16 protein-coding genes are annotated in these 18,347 nt (G+C 30.1%); 10 read left to right on the top strand and 6 right to left on the bottom strand.

Annotated features, from left to right (window positions below; translation table 11 throughout):
• Positions 1 to 7 precede the first annotated feature (7 nt).
• The 4 genes from bpSLO_RS01855 to bpSLO_RS01840 all read left to right on the top strand — a co-directional run bounded on the left by bpSLO_RS01855 (position 8) and on the right by bpSLO_RS01840 (position 4,621).
• Complete coding sequence (locus bpSLO_RS01855; RefSeq protein WP_025407425.1) at positions 8 to 1,021, top strand: BMP family ABC transporter substrate-binding protein; 1,014 nt, start codon at positions 8 to 10, stop codon at positions 1,019 to 1,021.
• Between the two features lie 277 nt (positions 1,022 to 1,298).
• Positions 1,299 to 2,723, top strand: a complete 1,425-nt coding sequence (locus bpSLO_RS01850; RefSeq protein ID WP_025375405.1) for an MGH1-like glycoside hydrolase domain-containing protein — start codon at positions 1,299 to 1,301, stop codon at positions 2,721 to 2,723.
• 54 nt (positions 2,724 to 2,777) lie between these two features.
• Positions 2,778 to 4,139, top strand: a complete 1,362-nt coding sequence (mgtE, locus tag bpSLO_RS01845) for a magnesium transporter (RefSeq protein WP_025375404.1) — start codon at positions 2,778 to 2,780, stop codon at positions 4,137 to 4,139.
• Positions 4,140 to 4,201: 62 nt separating this feature from the next.
• Positions 4,202 to 4,621: an HIT family protein gene (locus bpSLO_RS01840; protein ID WP_172797962.1), complete on the top strand. Its 420-nt coding sequence runs from the start codon at positions 4,202 to 4,204 to the stop codon at positions 4,619 to 4,621.
• 10 nt (positions 4,622 to 4,631) lie between these two features.
• On the opposite strand, the gene bpSLO_RS01835 is transcribed toward bpSLO_RS01840, so the two are convergent.
• From bpSLO_RS01835 to bpSLO_RS01820, 4 genes are read right to left on the bottom strand one after another with little or no spacing between them, the layout of a single operon-like run.
• Positions 4,632 to 5,105 (bottom strand): S-ribosylhomocysteine lyase, encoded by a 474-nt coding sequence (locus bpSLO_RS01835; protein WP_025375402.1) that lies wholly within the window; start codon positions 5,103 to 5,105, stop codon positions 4,632 to 4,634.
• Positions 5,102 to 6,271, bottom strand: a complete 1,170-nt coding sequence (gene metK, locus bpSLO_RS01830) for a methionine adenosyltransferase (protein ID WP_025375401.1) — start codon at positions 6,269 to 6,271, stop codon at positions 5,102 to 5,104. The genes bpSLO_RS01835 and metK overlap by 4 nt, the downstream gene beginning before the upstream one ends.
• Positions 6,272 to 6,289: 18 nt before the next feature.
• Entirely contained in the window at positions 6,290 to 7,003 is a 714-nt protein-coding gene (locus bpSLO_RS01825; protein ID WP_025375400.1) for a 5'-methylthioadenosine/adenosylhomocysteine nucleosidase, read from the bottom strand.
• A 12-nt stretch (positions 7,004 to 7,015) separates the two neighbouring features.
• A complete protein-coding gene (locus tag bpSLO_RS01820; protein WP_025375399.1) occupies positions 7,016 to 8,155 on the bottom strand; it encodes an HD-GYP domain-containing protein in 1,140 nt (379 codons plus the stop codon).
• A 130-nt stretch (positions 8,156 to 8,285) separates the two neighbouring features.
• Here bpSLO_RS01820 and bpSLO_RS01815 point away from each other — a divergent pair, with 130 nt between their 5' ends.
• Genes bpSLO_RS01815 through bpSLO_RS01790 form a run of 6 tightly spaced genes read left to right on the top strand, consistent with a single transcriptional unit; the run spans position 8,286 to position 16,519 of the window.
• Positions 8,286 to 9,065, top strand: coding sequence for a hypothetical protein (locus tag bpSLO_RS01815; protein WP_025407426.1), 780 nt, complete (start codon positions 8,286 to 8,288; stop codon positions 9,063 to 9,065).
• Positions 9,034 to 10,557 (top strand): glutamate--tRNA ligase, encoded by a 1,524-nt coding sequence (gltX, locus tag bpSLO_RS01810; protein WP_149029320.1) that lies wholly within the window; start codon positions 9,034 to 9,036, stop codon positions 10,555 to 10,557. The genes bpSLO_RS01815 and gltX overlap by 32 nt, the downstream gene beginning before the upstream one ends.
• A gap of 31 nt (positions 10,558 to 10,588) precedes the next feature.
• The gene (locus bpSLO_RS01805) at positions 10,589 to 11,926 is read left to right on the top strand and encodes a glycine--tRNA ligase (RefSeq protein ID WP_025407427.1); all 1,338 of its coding nucleotides are present in this window, start codon (positions 10,589 to 10,591) and stop codon (positions 11,924 to 11,926) included.
• Positions 11,923 to 13,143, top strand: a complete 1,221-nt coding sequence (gene tyrS / locus bpSLO_RS01800) for a tyrosine--tRNA ligase (protein WP_025375395.1) — start codon at positions 11,923 to 11,925, stop codon at positions 13,141 to 13,143. Before bpSLO_RS01805 ends, tyrS begins: the two co-directional genes overlap by 4 nt.
• Before the next feature lie 10 nt (positions 13,144 to 13,153).
• On the top strand, positions 13,154 to 15,442 hold the full coding sequence (locus tag bpSLO_RS01795) for an AAA family ATPase (RefSeq protein ID WP_025375394.1): 2,289 nt from the start codon (positions 13,154 to 13,156) through the stop codon (positions 15,440 to 15,442).
• 24 nt (positions 15,443 to 15,466) lie between these two features.
• Positions 15,467 to 16,519: an NAD(P)H-dependent glycerol-3-phosphate dehydrogenase gene (locus tag bpSLO_RS01790; protein WP_025375393.1), complete on the top strand. Its 1,053-nt coding sequence runs from the start codon at positions 15,467 to 15,469 to the stop codon at positions 16,517 to 16,519.
• 14 nt (positions 16,520 to 16,533) lie between these two features.
• Here the strand turns inward: bpSLO_RS01790 and bpSLO_RS01785 are convergent, their stop codons facing one another.
• A complete protein-coding gene (locus bpSLO_RS01785) occupies positions 16,534 to 16,809 on the bottom strand; it encodes a PTS transporter subunit EIIB (RefSeq protein WP_025375392.1) in 276 nt (91 codons plus the stop codon).
• Positions 16,806 to 18,182: an aminopeptidase gene (locus bpSLO_RS01780; RefSeq protein WP_025407428.1), complete on the bottom strand. Its 1,377-nt coding sequence runs from the start codon at positions 18,180 to 18,182 to the stop codon at positions 16,806 to 16,808. Before bpSLO_RS01780 ends, bpSLO_RS01785 begins: the two co-directional genes overlap by 4 nt.
• Positions 18,183 to 18,347: the final 165 nt, after the last annotated feature.

Here is an 18,347-nt window from a genome sequence, read left to right as displayed (position 1 = left end):
ATATTATGTGAAGAATTTATTTTTAATTTTATGTATTTTGTGTTGTTCATGTTCTAATTCTAAAGTGAATAGTAATCTTACTAAGATTGCCGTTTTGGTTGATGGAGTCTTTGATGATAAGACTTTTAATAAGAGTGCTTGGGATGGTGCTAAGAAAGTAGAAAAAGAATTTGGATTGGAAATAGTTATGAAGGAATCTAATTCAAATTCTTATTTAGCCGATCTTGAGTCATTAAAGAATAATGGCTCAAATTTTATCTGGTTAATTGGATATAAGCTTAGTGATTCTGCTATTATTGTTGCTTTAAAAAATCCAGAGATTAAATATGTAATTATTGATCCTGTTTATGATAGTAATTTGGTCATCCCTGAAAATTTGTCAGCCATAACTTTTAGAAATGAAGAAGGAGCATTTTTGGTAGGTTATATTGCAGCTAAGATATCTAAGACGGGTAAGATTGGATTTTTAGGTGGAGTTGATAATGTAATTGTTAATGCATTTAGGTATGGATATGAAGCTGGTGCTATGTATGCAAATAGGAACATCAATATTGATAATAAGTATATTGGCAGTTTCGTTAATATTGATACTGGAAAGAGTATGGCAAATGAGATGTATGCAGATAAAGTAGACATTATTTATCATGTTGCGGGTTTAGCTGGACTTGGAGTTATTGAGGCTGCTCGCAACTTTGGAGATGAGTTTTATGTTATTGGAGTTGATCAGGATCAGTCACATCTTGCACCTGAGAGTGTAATTACATCTTCAATAAAAGGTATTGGACGAATTTTGAATATTATAATTTCTAATTACTTAAAAATTAATGCTTTTGAAGGGGGCCGTATATTAAATTATGGATTAAGGGAGGGATTTTTAGCTTTTGTTAAAAATCCTAAGATGATTTCTTTCAAGCTTGAAAAGGAATTAGATGATATTTCTGAAAAGATAATTAACAGGAAGATTGTTGTTCCAAATAATGAGAGTACTTATAATAAATTCCTGAAAGAATTTATTAATTAGTTTTCATTTTAAGTAATTGTTGAGGAATATATTTTCATTTTTAATATCAGTTAGGCTTGGATGATTATCGTTTAGACCTAAGCTTTTTTACTTATTTTAAGTTATATCAATCTGTGTTTGCAATATATAGTTTAGCTAATTTATTTTGCTTGGGTATTGCTTAGCTTTAAAATTGTGTTTAATATTAAAATTTTTGGTTTTCAGTCTCATTATTGTTATTATTATAATGTATAATAAATAGGAGTTGATTGATATTTGTTTTTCAGAGGTTCGAGCATTGAATAAGAGTGTGTTTCCCAAAATTTACTATTACGATCAGGATTTTATTGATATTTATAATAAGAGTCTTTCTTGGATTCGAGACAAAATTGTTTTTCCTCAAGCTTTGGAGAGGGGTAGAAAGGATAAAAACTATTATTCTGAAAACCTTGAGTTTATAGATCAACTTCAAGCTTGTCTTTCGAGCTTCTTTCTTGTTTATAGTAATGGGGAATATTCTCCCACATCTACTATTGATAAATTTTATGAGCTTCAAGAGGCATCTGGTGCAATTAGAGCTCGTTATGACCGCAATAATAATATTGTTCATATAGAAGGAAATGATGATGGTATTGGCTTGCCCATTTTTGCTTGGGTTGAATACAATTTATATCATAAAACAGGGAATAAGAAACGTATCTGTGATGTTTTACCAGTTCTTGATAAGTATTATAAGTGGATAGAGAAAAAGTTTTTAAAAGAAAATGGCCTTTATTCAATTGATATGAATAGGATTTTTTATAAAAATTCTCCCAGAAAGGATGCTTATTACCCGATAGATTTTAATTCATTTCAGGTACACAGTGCATATTGTATTGCAAAATTGGCAGACATATTAAATGATAAAAATTTATCCCTCGAGTATAAAAAAAGATTTTTTTCTCTTAAGGCTAAAATTAATTCATTGATGTGGGATGAAAAAGATGGTTTTTATTATGATCTTGATATTAACGAAAATATTGTTAGGTGTAAGACAATAGTAGGATTTTTACCACTGCTCTCTGAAATTCCAAGTGAAGATAGAATAGAGAGAATGATTTTTTATTTAAAAAGTCATGAACACTTTGGAACTCCAAATCCTTTTCCTACTCTTTCAGCTAATGATCCTAGCTTTAATTTAGATGGAAATGGATATTATGGTTCTGTTTATACTTATATGAATTTTTTTGTTATTAAAGGACTTGAATATTGTAGACGTTCAAATATTGCAAGAGAATTTACCATAAGACATCTTTATTATATATTAGATACTCTATTGCCTGATGGCAAAGTTAAGGGACATGTTTGGGAGGCTTATAAGCCAATGAAAGATGGACCTGCATATTTAGATGTTGAGAAAAAGGTTTTTCCAGAAAAAGATGTTATTTGTTATCTTGCACTTTTTAGTATTAGCCTGATGATAGAAAATATTATTGGACTTACAATTAGTCTGCCCGATAAAACAGTCTATTGGAATATTCCTGCTCTTGAGGTTATGGGAATAGAGAGTTTATCACTTAAAAAAAATCAAACCACAATTATATGTAATAAGGGCAAGAGGGGTTGGGAGATCAAAATGGAGTCTGAAAAACTTTATTACTTTACAATAAATATATTGAATAAAAAAGAAAAGACTCTGCCTATACCTTCAGGTAGATGTTCAATGCTTTTAGATAAGCTTTAATTAATAATTTGGCTATAAACATTTATTCAAAATTAAAATCTTGGAGATATTGATATGATAGATGTTGTATTTTTAAGAACCTTGCTTGAAGAGAAGAAATATTCTGACATAAAGGAAGAGCTTTTAAAATACGATGCTTTTGATATTAGTGAAGCTTTAAAAAAACTTAATGGTTCTGATTTAATTTTACTTTATAGATTCCTACCCAAAAAAGTTGCTGTTGAAGCTTTTTCTAATTTTGATCAAGGCACAAAAAATAAATTGGCTAATTCCTTTACAAACAGAGAAATAAGAGAGATGGTAGATGAATTAAATCTTGATGATGTTATTGATCTCTTAGAAGAAGTTCCAGCAAATGTTGTGCAAAGATTTTTAGCAAGTTCTACTGAGGAGAATAGGGAAATTATTAATAAATTCTTGTCTTACAGTGATGACTCTGCTGGTTCAATTGTGACGATAGAATATATTGAGCTTAAAGATTATTTTTGTGTTGGAGAAGCTCTTGATTATATTAGAAAGGTTGCAAAAACGAAGGAAGACATTTATACCTATTATATTACAGATGAAGAAAAACGGTTAAAAGGTGTCATTAAAATTGAAGATTTGATGTTATCTGGTGATGATGTTATTATTTCTGCAATAATGAGGAGTAGCGGATTTTATATTGTGAAAGTTAGTGATGAAAAGGAAGATGTTGCTCTTCTTTTTCAGAATCATGATATCTCAAGTGTTCCTGTTGTTGATAATGAAGGGCGAATGATAGGAGTTATTATTATTGATGATATTCTTGAAGTTATTCAGAATTTGAATACTGAAGATTTCCAGATAATGGCAGCAGTTACTCCTTTAGGTAAGTCTTATCTTGATACTTCTATTTTTGATATGACAAAAAATAGAATAATCTGGCTTTTGATTCTTATGATATCTTCTACCTTAACCGCCACTATAATCACTAATTATCAGCATTTGGTTTTATCTTTGGTTATTTTAACTAGCTTTATTCCACTTTTAATGGATACTTCGGGTAATGCTGGTTCTCAGGCATCTGCATTGATTATTCGTGAACTTGCTCTTGGAACTCTTAAGGTAAAGGATTTTTTTAAGGTGCTACTTAAGGAAGTATGTGTTAGTATTCTAGTTGGTTCAATTCTTGCTGGTATTAATTTTTTAAGAATTGTATTTTTTGTAATTCCTGAGCATAATGAGAAATTCAAAATAGCTTTTGTTGTTTCTGCATGTTTAATGATAGGGTTGATGGTAGCAAAAATATTGGGAGGTCTTTTACCCATTTTAGCCAAGTTTATAAAAATAGATCCAGCTTTAATGGCTGGACCTTTAATTACTACTATTGCTGATGTTGTTACCTTAATTGCTTATTTTAATATAGCAAGATTAGTATTAACCAATTATTTTTAAGTACGATCTATTTTTAGTAAAATTAAAGGTGAGATTAAAACGGAATTAAATTGGAGACAATTTTGAGTGGTTGTATTTTTTGTAAGATAGTAAAAAATGAAATATCCTGTTATAAGGTTTATGAGGATGAGTTGGTGTTTGCTTTTCTAGATATTAATCCTTTAAATGTTGGACATACTCTTGTTATTCCAAAGCAGCATAGCAATGATGCTTTGGGTATGAGTGATGAACTTAATGGACAAATATTGAAGGTTTGTAAGAAAGTAGCTCTCTCTTTGAAAAAGTTAGGTTCAAATATTTGTAATGGAATTAATATTTATAGTGCAATTGGCTCTGATGCTGGACAAGTTATTTTTCATACTCATTTTCATGTGGTTCCAAGATTTAAGGGAGATAATTTTGGTTTTACAAGAGGCAGTAATATTGAACTTTCAGGAGATGAGTTTTTAGACTTATCTAAGCAGATAATCCAGAATATTTGAGATTTTTACTTTAAGGATATATTAAGTTTTCTTCTTTTATGTTAGCTAGTATTGCTAAATATCGATTAGATTCATATTTTGCCATGTTTAGATTATGATCTTGGTAATTTCCACATTCCTTTTCAGTTGCGCCTATAACATTCCCTTGAAAATTTGCAATTTCATGAAAAAGCCAAGATATTAAATCAATTAGATCTTTGCTCTCATAATTACCCAAAAGGATTAGGTAAAATCCAGTCCGGCAACCCATTGGTCCAAAGTATAATACTTTATCGCCCCAGACTTTATTGTTTCTAAGCAATGTTGCTCCTATGTGTTCGATTGTATGTATTTCTGCATTGTTAATTACAGGTTCTCTATTAGGAGCTTTCATCCTAATATCTACAGTAGTGAATGTTAAATTATCAAATATATCTTTTCTTGAAACATATATGCCAGGTTTTAGCTTTGTGTGATCAATTGTAAAGCTTGGTATTTTATTCATATTTTGAACTCCTTTTTTATTGTGTCTACAAAATCTAGTTTTTCCCATTCTAGTTCATTTTTTCCAAAATGTCCGTATGTGCATGTCTTAGAGTAAATGGGTTCTCTTAATTTTAATTTTTTAATTATGCCGTTGGGAGTTAGGTCAAAGTTATTGATGATAAAACTTAATATTTTTTTTTCATATTCGTTATCATTTATGCCTGTAGTTATTGTAATGGATATTGGATTGGGGATTCCAATAGCATAAGCAAGTTGCATTTCAAATTCTTTAGAAATTCCTGCTGCCACCATATTCTTAGCAATGTATCTTGCCATATAAGCTGCTGATCTGTCAACTTTAGTAGCATCTTTGCCGCTATAAGCACCACCACCATGTCTTGCAAATCCACCATAACTGTCAGCAATAATTTTTCTCCCTGTAAGGCCCGTATCTCCAGTAGGACCACCGATGACGAAGTTGCCTGAGGGGTTAATATAATATTTTATATTTTCATCAAGCATTGATTTACTCTGAAGGGTAGGTTTGATAATTTTTTCAATGATTGTTTGTCTTAGAAAATCTTGGGGAATACCGGGATCATGTTGATGAGATACAACAATATTATTGACTCTAATAGGATTTTTATTAGAATCATATTCAATGGTAACTTGGGATTTTGCATCGGGGCGTAGCCATTTAATTTGGCCTGATTTTCTAAGTTTGCTAGCTTTTTGCAGTATTAAGTTAGATAATTCGTATGCTATGGGCAAGAAATTTTCAGTTTCATTGCATGCATAACCAAAGATTATTCCTTGATCACCTGCTCCTATATCGTTTGTATCTTTTTTCTCAACTGCATTTGTAATGTCAATTGACTGAGAGCCAATAGCATCAATTATTGTAGCAGATTTGTAGTCAAGTCCATATTCTATATTTGTGTATCCAATATTTTTTATTGTTTGTTTTGCAATTTCTTTTATATTTATTTCTTTTTTTGCTTTGCTGTTTATCTCTCCTGCTATGATTATTAAATTTTGTGAAACTAAAGTTTCACATGCGACTTTTGCCATTTTATCTTTTTTGAGTATTTCATCAAGTATAGCGTCAGAGATTTGATCCGCAATTTTATCGGGATGTCCTTCAGATACGGCTTCAGATGTTGATGTTAAATTATTATTGAGCATATTGTCACCTTATTTAAGTTATATGAGTTTAATTAATTCCTTTACTATCTTAGCTGAATTCATTGATGCATCTTGTAGGAACTTATTGAAGTCTATGTGATTATCTTTGTTATTTGGTAAATCAGATACAGATCGAGTAATAATAAAAGGTATTTTGAATGTGTGTGCTACTTGGGCAATTGCAGCGCTTTCCATCTCTACAGCTAAAGCATCTGCAAAGTTATTTTTAATTTCTTCTAATTGTTTTTTATCTCCAATAAATTGATCACCTGTAATTATTAGACCAATATGAACATTAATATTTTTAAGTTTGTCTTCAATAATATTAACAACTTTGTTTAATAAATTTTCATCTGCTTTAAATTTTTGTGGAAAACCTGGTACTTGTCCTATTTTATGTCCAAATTTGGTTAAATTAAAGTCATGAAATGCAGTCTCTGATGATACTATGATGTCTGTTATTTTAAGATTTGCAGATTCTTTAAGCCCACCAGCAGTTCCTGAGTTGATTATGTGAGTGATTTTATATTTTGATATAATGTAGCTATTCCACATGGCGGCATTTACTTTTCCAATGCCAGTAGTTAAAGAGATTACCTTGTGACCCGCAATTTCTCCCTTATAAATTTTCTTCTCACCTGAATAATCGTCTAATATAATTTCTTCTTTGTTTTCGATAATTTTATTTATTTCTATGGATTCTTCATCCATTGCAGATGTTATTAAAATCATACTTTACTCCTTTTATATTTCCTTTAAACCATATTTTTTTGAAATAAATTCTATTTCATCTTGTCTTAGTATTTTTTTTATTCCTGTTTCTGTTTTTGGTATGGACTTTACATAATTTTGATTTTCACTAGGAGATACAATTTTGTCATCTTTTATTATGTATTTTATATATGGGACATTAATATTATCTTCGTTAATTTTTGTTATTTTGGCAATTGAGTTGTCATTGAGTTCAACAATAAAATCTAGAGGACATTGAGAGAGAACTTTAATTATTAGTTTTAAAACCCTTTTATCAAATTTCTTATCAGCATCTTGAATTAGTTCAATAAGAGATGCACCAGAATTTGAGGCCCCTTTATATGTTCTATCTAGAAGGATTGCGCTGTATGAGCTAGCAGCACCTATTATATTAGACTCAATATTTATATTTTCACTTTTGAGTTTATTAGGATATCCTGAACCATCTAAGTTTTCTTTGTGATTTAGTATTGCTGAGCAGATAGATTGTGAAAAATTAGTGGTTGAGAGTATTTTATGACCAAGTACGGGATATTTTTTTATTACTTCAAATTCTTCGTTACTTAATTTTTCTTTTTTTTCACTTATTTGCAAGGGGATAAATAGGAAACCTATTTTGTGCAGAATAGCTATTGTGCAAAGTTCAACCATTTTGTGATTATTTAAATTCATCTCGTTTCCAAGTGCTACGGTTAGTATTGCGGTATTTATTGAGTGAACAATATGATAATCGGATAGGAGTTTAGGTATTTTCATATATTTGATGAATGTTTGTTGATTTTTTTTATAAAATTCCATTACCTTTTTGACGACTGGAAGGACGTCTTGATAGTAGATTTTTTTATTTTTCTTGCATTTTTCATATATTTCTTCTAAATTGCTTATTAGTATGTGATAGTTGGCAATTGATTTTTCATCATATTCTACATTAATAAGCTTTTTTGTTTCTTTTATTAATGTCTCATTAAAGAACGTTCTTTGTATTTTGAGTGCACCTTTTAAGTCCCATTTTTCAATAAGTTCAGTGTTTACGGGTTGTAAGAGCGAGTTTTGAGGCCATACTAGAAAGTCTTTATCTATTATGTACGAAAAATTTTTTATATCTTTTGCTAGGTTATCAAAATTTTGCATTTTTCCCCTTAAGCTGCAAACTTAATAATAAGCATCTATCGCATATTATTTATTAATTGTATATCTATTTAGTATAATACTACATGTATACATTAATTTTAACATTGAACTTTATTATGAGAGATCTTTAATGGTTGACAGAATACTTTTTATCTTTAATATCGTATTTCTTGTTGCTTTTTTATATTTTGTTTATTTATTAGAAATTTTCAAATTTTCAAATTTTTTAGACTTTATTTTCTTACATTATTCTTTTATTTTAACTTTTATTGTATTTATATTTATTTTTAATATTGTTTATTCTAAGTTTTTATATTCAAGATTATATTTTATGTTGAATGACATAGAGCATACTTATACTTTTTTAAAACTTAAGATGCTGCGCAAAACACTTAAGAGTGTATTTGATATTTCTCTTCTTTTAAAGATAATTTTAATTAAACAAGATAAAAATAGTCTTGACGAGATTTATTTTTATTTAAAAGATACTAAAATGAGTAATAAGACAATTATAGAACTTTATTCCATATGTATTAGTTTTAGGGAGAAAGAGAAAGCCTCTGGTTTAATTGCCAATCATGAATACAGTCAAAATAAATGGTTAAGGTATTGTGTGGCACTTAATACTATTGCCGATGAAGATTATGAAAAGTTGAGTAATGAAATAAACCTTTTAAAAAGGTATTTTTTAAGAGGAGATCTTATTTTTACAGTTTATTTTTATTATATCTTAAAAAGATCAAATTTAGAGTACCAATTGGTTGAAAAAAATAGACTTGAGATTAGAGATAAATATTTTAAATATAAAGATCGACTGAATGTTAAGCATACAAGGTTACTTAATTCAAACTTATTTTTTGTAGTGTTTTACTACATTTATGATATTTCAAAAAAGGATATCTTTTATTAAAAGAGGTTATGTTGTGAATATAAGAGTTAGATATGCACCTTCTCCAACTGGTTTGCAGCACATTGGGGGAATTAGAACAGCTTTATTCAATTATTTTTTTGCTAAATCTTGTGGTGGGAAATTTTTGCTTAGAATAGAGGATACGGATCAAACTAGGTATTTTAAAGAAGCAGAAGAGGATTTGTATCAAAGTTTAGAGTGGCTTGGCATTGATTTTGATGAGGGTCCTACTTGTGGTGGTCCTTATGCACCTTATGTTCAGTCAAAGAGAACAGAAATATATCAAAAATATGCTAAACAATTGGTTGAATTGGGAAATGCTTATTATTGTTATTGCACGCCTGAGAGACTAGAGAGAATCAGAAAAATTCAAACTGTTAACAAGATGGCACCAGGTTATGATAGACATTGTAGGAATTTAAGTGAGAGTGAGATGAGAGATGCTTTAAGTTTAGGAATAACCCCTGTTATTAGATTTAAGATTCCTCTTGACGGGGAGACTTGTTTTAATGATATTTTACTTGACAAAATTACGTGGGCAAATAAGGATATTAGTCCTGATCCTGTGCTTCTTAAATCTGATGGACTTCCAACTTATCATCTTGCCAATGTTGTTGATGATCACTTAATGGAAGTTTCTCATGTATTAAGAGCTCAGGAATGGATTTCCTCAGGTCCTTTACATGTACTTCTTTATAGTGCTTTTGGATGGAATCCCCCCATTTATTGTCATCTGCCAATGGTCATGGGAAGTGATGGGCAAAAATTAAGTAAGAGACATGGTGCTACAGCTTTAAAACAATTTATTGATGATGGATATCTTCCGGAAGCCATTATTAATTACATTACTTTACTTGGTTGGTCTTATGATGATAAGAGTGAATTTTTTACAAAAGATGAACTTCGAAGGTTATTTTCTATTGAGCGAGTCAATAAATCTCCCGCTGTTTTTGACTATAATAAATTAGATTTTTTTAATAGCCATTATATTAGGGAGAAGGGAAATAATGAGTTAGCCAAGCTTATAATTCCATTCTTGCAAAAAGCAGGCTATCTTAAAGAAGATATTAATTCTTTTGATGAGCAAAAATTAATTCTTTTAATTTCTCTAATAAAGCCAAGAATTAGAAAACTTAGTGAGTCTGTTACGATGCTTAAGTTTTTTTATGAAGATATTGAAACGTGGAATTTAGATGAGTTTGTAGGTAAGAAAAAAACAGCAGGTGATATTTGTTTGCTCTTAGAAAAGATTAAGCCACTATTGGAAGGATTTGAAACAAGAATATTGTCTGAAAACGAAAAAATTTTTTATAATTTTGCTAAGGAAAATAATCTGAAAATAGGAGAAGTACTCCTTCCAATCAGAATAGCAGTTCTTGGAAGTAAGGTATCACCGCCTCTTTTTGATTCTTTGCAATTACTTGGTAAAACTAAAGTTTTTAATAGAATAAATCAAGCACAGCAATTTTTAAGAAGACATGAATGTAAATAAGTGTTTGGAATAAATTTTTAGGATGTTTAATATGATTAAAATAGAAGATATTATTTCGCTTGCTAAAAGAAAAGGGTTTATATTTCAATCCTCAGAAATTTATGGAGGTCTCTCAGGTGTATGGGATTATGGACCTTTGGGTATTGAGCTTAAGAAAAACATACAAAAAGAATGGTGGAACACCATGGTTTACTTACATGAAAATGTGGTAGGATTAGATAGTTCGATTTTAATGAGGCCTGAGGTTTGGGAAGCATCAGGACATGTTGATAGTTTTTTAGATTTATTAGTGGATTGTAAAAATTGTAAGAATAGATTTAGAATAGATTCTATTGATTTGTCTAATGGTTGTTCTAGTTGTAATTCTATAGGTACGTTTACAACTCCACGAAGTTTTAATTTAATGTTTAAGACTAATATTGGAGCTGTTGAGGATAGTTCTAATGAAATTTATTTAAGGCCGGAAACTGCTCAGGGTATTTTTGTTAACTTTCGCAATGTGTTAGATTCTACAAGACTCAAAGTTCCTTTTGGCATAGCTCAGGTTGGTAAGGCATTTAGGAATGAGATAGTAGCTAAGAATTTTATATTTAGGACTTGTGAATTTGAACAGATGGAAATGCAATTTTTTGTACATCCTAATCAGATGGATGATTGGTATTATTATTGGCAGCAAAAGAGAATGAATTTTTTTATTGAAACTCTTGGAATAAGATCTGATAATCTTAGGTTTAAAGAACATAAAGGGGATGAACTTGCTCATTATGCTAAAGCTGCAGTTGATATTGAGTATAAATTTCCATTTGGTTTTCAAGAAATTGAGGGAATTCATAATAGAGGTAATTACGACTTGTCTCAGCATGCAAAGTTTTGTGGTAAGCCTAAATTATTTGAATATCATGATTTAACAAGAGGTGATAAATATATTCCTTATGTTATTGAGACGTCTCTTGGACTTACAAGGAGTGTTTTAATGACTCTTTGTGATGCTTATGCTCATGAGGAACTTGAGGGAGAAGGTAAACGAATAGTTCTGCGTTTGCATCCTAAACTTGCTCCTTATAAGGTTGCAATACTTCCTCTTGTAAAAAAAGATGGTCTTCCTGAGCTTGCCAGAAAGGTGTTTATGCAGTTTAGTGATGATTTTTACATGTTTTATGATGACAATGGTACAATAGGCAAACGTTACAGGCGTCAAGATGAGATTGGTACACCTTATTGTGTAACAGTAGATTATGATACTATTGAAAATAGAACGGTTACTTTAAGGAATAGAGATAGTATGGCTCAAATAAGGATTCCTATTGATGATTTATATTCATATATTAGAACTGAAATTCTAAATTATAAGGGAGTTGCAAATAGATGAATCTTGCCTTAGAGATTTTGGAAAAAAGAGGATTCTTAAAACAGTGTACAAATTTGGAGGCCTTAAGTACATTAATGGATGAGGAGAGAGTAGTTTTTTATGTTGGTGTTGATGCTACTTCTACTTCATTGCATATTGGACATTTGATTCCTTTTATGGCAATGGCACACCTTCAAAGGCAAGGTCATATTCCGATTGCTTTAGTTGGTGGTGGAACTACAAAAATAGGAGATCCTTCAGGTAAGGATGCAATGCGAAAAATTTTATCAAAAGAGGATATAGAAAAAAATGTTAAAGCTATAAGAGCACAATTGCTTAAAATAATAGATTTCAGTCACGGATATATCCTAGATAATTCAGAATGGCTTGATAATATTAATTATATTGAGTTTTTAAGAGATATTGGTGTTTGCTTTTCTGTTAATCGTATGTTGAGTTTTGAAACTTATAAGAGAAGAATTAAGGATGGTCTTTCGTTTATTGAATTTAATTATCAGCTTTTGCAATCATATGATTTTTATATGTTAAACAAAATTAAAAATTGTAAACTTCAAATTGGGGGCGATGATCAATGGGGAAATATTGTCTCAGGTGTTGATTTAGTTAAGAAAAAGTTGGGAACAGAAGTTTTTGGACTTACATTGCCGCTTATTACAAGAAGTGATGGTAAAAAGATGGGAAAATCAGAAAAGGGAGCAGTCTATCTCGATGCAGAGCTTTACAGTGTTTATGATTTTTATCAATATTTTAGGAATATTCCAGACTTGGATGTTAAGAATTTTTTGTATTTATTTACTTTTTTGGGCGATGATGAAATCGAACATATATCAAGCGTTAAAGGGTATTTGTTAAATAAGGCAAAAGAAACCTTGGCGTTTGAAATAACAAAAATTGTTCATGGAGAAGATGCAGCTTTCAAAGCATCCTCAGCAGCTCGAGCAGCATTTAAAGGAGATGAAGGGAATAGAGCAGATATTCCTTTCTTTAAATTGGCATTAAATAGTTTAGAAGGAAGTATTTTATTAATTGATCTAATGGTTCTCTCTAAAGTTGTATCTAGTAAGTCAGAGGCTAGGCGGCTTATTAATTCTGGTGGAGTTTATATAGATAAAGTGAGAATAGGGGATCAAGATTATTGTCTTAATAAGGATAATTTTACCAATGGTGAAATTGAACTTAAAATTGGCAAAAAGAGGATTTTGAGGGTTATTTTGTAGTTGGTGTTTCATGTATAACAGAAGAGCTTTAAATAATTTATTTTTTAAATCATTTCTGTTTTTTATGAAACGTAAGCATCTTGTTTTTACTGAAGAGCATATTTTTTACAGTTTAATTAGCGATGAAAAAATTAAAGAGTTGCTTAGTTTATGTACACTTGATTTTTATAGTTTTAATAAAATTTTGGAAAAGTTCTTTAAACAGCTTCCTTTAAGAGATTCTGATATTTCAGATTATCTTTTTAAGATGAATGATTTATATCAAGAGATAGTCGATACAATTTTTTATTATAAGAAGCCTTATAGGTTGCAAGAGAAAGATTTGTTATGGGTATTAATTAGGAAAAGAAAAAATATAATTTTAGATGCTTTATTAAAATCAGGTTTTAGTTTGACTATCTTTGACAAGATAATTGAAGTTTATGATTACTTAGGTTCAGACTTAGATTTAAACTCTAGTGAAAATGAAAAATTTATTGCAAATGATCTTTTCGGTAAAGAGATAGATAAGGATGGAGGTTTGAGTATTTTTGAAGAAGATTATTTAAAGTTAGAGCAAAGTGATGATTTGTCTGATAATGACAATTTGGTTGAAGATTTTTTAGTTAATGTTATTGATAGTTTAGAGCCAAGCTTAGATAAAAACCCCTTGATTGGCCGCGAGGAAGAGTTGTGCGAGTTGACTCAAGTAATGCTTCGTAAATATAAGAGTAATCCAATTGTATTTGGAGAGCCTGGAGTTGGAAAGACAATATTATTGCAAGGACTTGCTTATATGATAAAGGTAGGTCAAGTACCTCAGGAATTGGTAGGTTATGAGGTTTATTCTCTTGATATTGGGAGACTTATATCTGGAACTCGATATAGAGGAGATCTTGAAGATAGAGTAAATAAACTTTTAGATTTTTTATATTTAAAAAAAAAAGTAATTCTTTTTATCGACGAAATTCATATGATAGTTGGAGCTGGGGCTACGTCTTTTAGCAACATAGATGTTTCAAATTTGTTAAAGCCTATATTAACTTTAGGTAAAGTAAAATTAATTGGTGCTACTACCAAATATGAATACCAAAAATTCTTTTTGAAAGATAAAGCTTTAATGAGAAGATTTCATAGCATAGAACTTAAAGAACCAAGTTTTGAAGATACTTATCTTATTTTAAAAGGGGCTAAGGAACAGTATGAAAAACATCATAATGTGGAGTATACAGATGAGGCCATATGGGCTTCAATTACTATGTCTAAGTATATTAAAGACAGATTCCTTCCTGATAAAGCTTTTGACCTATTAGATGGTCTTGGGGCTAAATTTAAACTTGAGGGTAATAAAAAAGTTATAACGGGTGATGATGTGAAAATTTTTGTTAAGTCCATGATTGGAACTAATGTTTTTAATTTTGATGATTATGATCAAAACTTACTCATTAATCTGGAGCGTAAAATAAGAGAGAGCATGATAATTGATGAGAATATTTTATCTGATTTGATATTAAATATCAAACTTTTAAGGATTAAATTTCTCTTAAAAAATAATACTCTTGGTATTTTCATTTTGATGGGTTCTTCTGATGTAGATAAGAATAAGCTTGCATGTATTTTATCAGAAGAACTTAAGATACCTAAATTGACTTTGGGAATGAGTGAATACGGTGATTTTGATGGTATTAATAGATTAATAGGACCTGTATATGGATCTGAATCTTATGATGAACCTACTAAGTTTTTTAAATTTTTAAGTGAATCTTCAAGTTCAATTATTGTCCTGTCCGATTTTGATAAATCTTCCAAGAGGGTTATAGATTTTTTTTTTGAAGGATTTAATACGGGTAGTCTTTTTGATAGTCTTGGTAGAAGTGTAAGCTTGTCAGATAGTATAATAATACTAGATATTGATATAAAACATAGGGAATTTGATGGTATTGGATTTAAAACCGAAACAATCGACGGTAGAAGTTTGCTAGAGAAACGTTTTTCTACTCAGCTTTTGGATCTTGTGGATCATATTTTTTTCTTTAAGCCTGTGGGTGAGGATGATTTTGAAAAAATTATTATTGAAGAGATGAATAGTTTTATTAAGATACTAAAAAATGAAAAAGTCGATGTTTTTTTTGAAGAAAATATTGTCGATTATTTTCAAAATAAGACTTATAGAAATGGGCTTGGCATTAAGAGTGTGCGTAAAATTGTGCTCAAGGAGATTGGAGGTTTATTAGTCAATGACATGATTTCAAAAAAATTTAAAGAAAATGATAAGATTAGAGTTTACCTGGATGAAACAATAAAATATGAGTTGTTGTAAACTCATGATTATAAGGAGGTATATATGAAAATATCTATAGTAGGAGCAGGAGCTTGGGGCACTGCTATTGCTAAGGTTTTGTCAGATAAATTTAAAGATAATGTTTTAATATGGTCTTTTGAAGAAGATGTTAGAGATAGCATCAATAATGATCATGAAAATGTCAAGTATTTAAAGGATATTAAATTACCAGATAATTTGGTTGCAAGTTCTGATTTACATGATGTTGTAGATCAAGCTGATTATGTTTTTGTTGTGACACCTTCTCTTTATACTTTAAATGTTTTGAATAAATTGAAAAGTATGTGCACTACTAAAAAGTTTAATTTGGCAATACTTACAAAAGGTTTTATAACAATTGATGGGAGACCTTGTACGATTGTAGATGTTGCAGAGAGTATTTTAAGTGACTATAAAGATGAAATTACCTATATTGCAGGGCCAAGTCATGCCGAAGAAGTTGGACTTGGAATTATTACAGGACTTGTTGCTGCTAGTAAGAATAGAGCCAATGCTTTTGAATTTATTAATTTATTTAGTAATACTTCTATTTCTATGTTTTATAGTGATGATATTCTTGGGGTTCAAATAGCATCGGCTTTGAAAAATATATTTGCAATTGCATTTGGAATTTTGGATGAGTATAAAATTGAAAATCCAAATTTAATAGGCAATAATACGGAGTCTTTTTTATTCTCAGTTTCTTTAAATGACATGAAAAATATTGCGTTTAAGCTTGGTTCTTGCAATGCGGAAACATTTTTATTTTTAGCTGGTTCTGGGGATTTAGATGTTACTTGTAGAAGTATTTTTGGAAGAAATAGACGATTTGGTCGTGAAATTGTTAGTAAAAATATTTTAGAAGGTTTGGCTGGTATAGATGATTTGATAAATAATATTCATAAAATTGGTTATTTGCCAGAGGGAGTAGTTGCTGCTAATGAAGTTGCTTTGCTTTTTAAATTTTTAGGTAGTGATTCAAATTGTCATAATTTAGCGAGCATAGTGTATAAAATTTTAAATAAAGAATTAAAACCCGAAGCTGTCATTGATTATATAAGAAATTTTGAAGTTTAGGACCCAAATGGGTCCTATTGTGTTTTTTTATTCATCATATACATGATATTGCTATAAACGTCATCAATTATTTCAAAGTTCATTACAATTTCTGTGAATTCATTTGACTTAATTGCTCCTATAATATTTTGATCTTCTGTTAAATTTTCTCTCTTAACTAGAGAATTGCTGTCAACTAATATTTTTATTCTAGTTAGATCTTTGTCTACTTGTTTGATATTTGCAATGCCCCCAAAGCATTCTAAAATGTGTTCTGATGTTTTTATTGTTTCTTTATTCATGTTTGTCATCCCTTAAAGAATGCTTTATAAGCCGTATAAGAAGTATATACGTCAAATTTCGAGGTTATTTCAAATGGTGAGTGCATACTAATGACACCAGGTCCTATGTCTATTGTTCTTATACCATAATATGCTAAGAATTTTGCAACAGTTCCTCCACCACCTTCGTCTACTTTCCCAAGTGTGGCTACTTGCCAAGCTATTTTATTTTTATTTAGCAAATTCCTAACATAAGAGACAAGTTCAGCATCAGCATCACTAGCCATGATTTTACCTCCATGACCTGTATATTTCATGATAGATATTCCATATCCCAATTTAGGTGCGTTTTGTTCATCATGAACCGATTTAAATAAGGGATTTATTGCACCGCAAACATCAGCAGATATACTTTTTGAGTTCCATAATACTTTTTGAACAAAGAGATTATTATATTTGTTCTGTTCAAGTTTGAATATTATGTCTGATACGAAGTACTCAAGATATCTTGAGTTTAGCCCGGTTGATCCAGTAGATCCAATCTCTTCCTTGTCAACTAGAAAACATATAGCGGTTTTGCTTGGTGTTTCTTCTAAATTTAGGATAGCTTCTAGTGAAGTGTAAACGCATACCCTGTCATCTTGACCATAAGCACCAATTAGTGCCCTATCAAATCCTACGTCTTTTGCTTCTCCTGCTGGTACTATTTCTATTTCTGCTGAAACGAAATCATCTTCTTCTATTTTGTATTTTTCTTTTATTAACTTTAGAGTAGCAGATTTTACTTTTTCTTTTTCTTTAGTCTCAATAGGTAGGCTTCCAATTATGATTTTTAAATTTTCACCTTCAATGATGTCATCAGCTTTTTTATCTCTTTGTACTTTTCTGTCAAGATGTGGCAGGATGTCGGGAATTACAAATACGGGATCATTCTTATCATCACCGATGTTAATCTCTACTTTTTCTCCATTTTGTAAAAATATTATTCCCCGTATTGATAAAGGAAGGGATAACCATTGATATTTTTTGATACCACCATAATAATTTGTCTTCATCATTGTTAATTCGTTCTCTTCAGTAATTGGTGATGGTTTGGCATCTAGTCTTGGTGAATCTGTGTGTGATACAATGAAATTCATTCCGTTTTCAATAGGTTCTTTTCCGATAAATATAATAGCAATATTTTTATTGCGACATGTGTAAAAGATTTTATCTCCAGATTTGAGTTCTTGCCTTTCACAGGCATTAATGAAACCTTTTTCCTTTGCCCTTTGTATAGCATAGTTGGTGGCTTCTCTTTCAGTTTTAACTGTGCTTAAAAATTTTTTGTATTTTTGAGTAAATTCTAAAATGTTATTTCTATCTTCTTCTTTTAAAGAAGTCCAAGGATTTTGTTTTGCCATTGAAATTTCTCCTCCTGATTATTTATTATAACATTCTATTCTTTTTTAAATGCAGTTTAATAATAATAGAAAATAGGGTGCAATGGATTTGCGAGTTTGAACTTGCAATTATCTTGAAGATAAAATGAGTTTAAATGTTGTTATAGTGTTAAGAAATATTTTTGT

The sequence above is a fragment of the Borrelia parkeri genome (genome assembly GCF_023035815.1).
Taxonomy (GTDB): Bacteria; Spirochaetota; Spirochaetia; order Borreliales; family Borreliaceae; genus Borrelia; species Borrelia parkeri.
Note: the sequence above shows the minus strand (reverse complement) of the source record. Positions and strands in the feature narration are given on the sequence as shown.

Coding starts and splice junctions, on each gene's coding strand:
- mgtE (WP_025375404.1), top strand. CDS start 2,778: ATGATAGATGTTGTATTTTTAAGAACCTTGCTTGAAGAGAAGAAATAT.
- bpSLO_RS01835 (WP_025375402.1), bottom strand. CDS start 5,105: ATGAATAAAATACCAAGCTTTACAATTGATCACACAAAGCTAAAACCT.
- metK (WP_025375401.1), bottom strand. CDS start 6,271: ATGCTCAATAATAATTTAACATCAACATCTGAAGCCGTATCTGAAGGA.
- bpSLO_RS01825 (WP_025375400.1), bottom strand. CDS start 7,003: ATGATTTTAATAACATCTGCAATGGATGAAGAATCCATAGAAATAAAT.
- bpSLO_RS01820 (WP_025375399.1), bottom strand. CDS start 8,155: ATGCAAAATTTTGATAACCTAGCAAAAGATATAAAAAATTTTTCGTAC.
- bpSLO_RS01815 (WP_025407426.1), top strand. CDS start 8,286: ATGGTTGACAGAATACTTTTTATCTTTAATATCGTATTTCTTGTTGCT.
- gltX (WP_149029320.1), top strand. CDS start 9,034: ATGATATTTCAAAAAAGGATATCTTTTATTAAAAGAGGTTATGTTGTG.
- bpSLO_RS01805 (WP_025407427.1), top strand. CDS start 10,589: ATGATTAAAATAGAAGATATTATTTCGCTTGCTAAAAGAAAAGGGTTT.
- tyrS (WP_025375395.1), top strand. CDS start 11,923: ATGAATCTTGCCTTAGAGATTTTGGAAAAAAGAGGATTCTTAAAACAG.
- bpSLO_RS01795 (WP_025375394.1), top strand. CDS start 13,154: ATGTATAACAGAAGAGCTTTAAATAATTTATTTTTTAAATCATTTCTG.
- bpSLO_RS01790 (WP_025375393.1), top strand. CDS start 15,467: ATGAAAATATCTATAGTAGGAGCAGGAGCTTGGGGCACTGCTATTGCT.
- bpSLO_RS01785 (WP_025375392.1), bottom strand. CDS start 16,809: ATGACAAACATGAATAAAGAAACAATAAAAACATCAGAACACATTTTA.
- bpSLO_RS01780 (WP_025407428.1), bottom strand. CDS start 18,182: ATGGCAAAACAAAATCCTTGGACTTCTTTAAAAGAAGAAGATAGAAAT.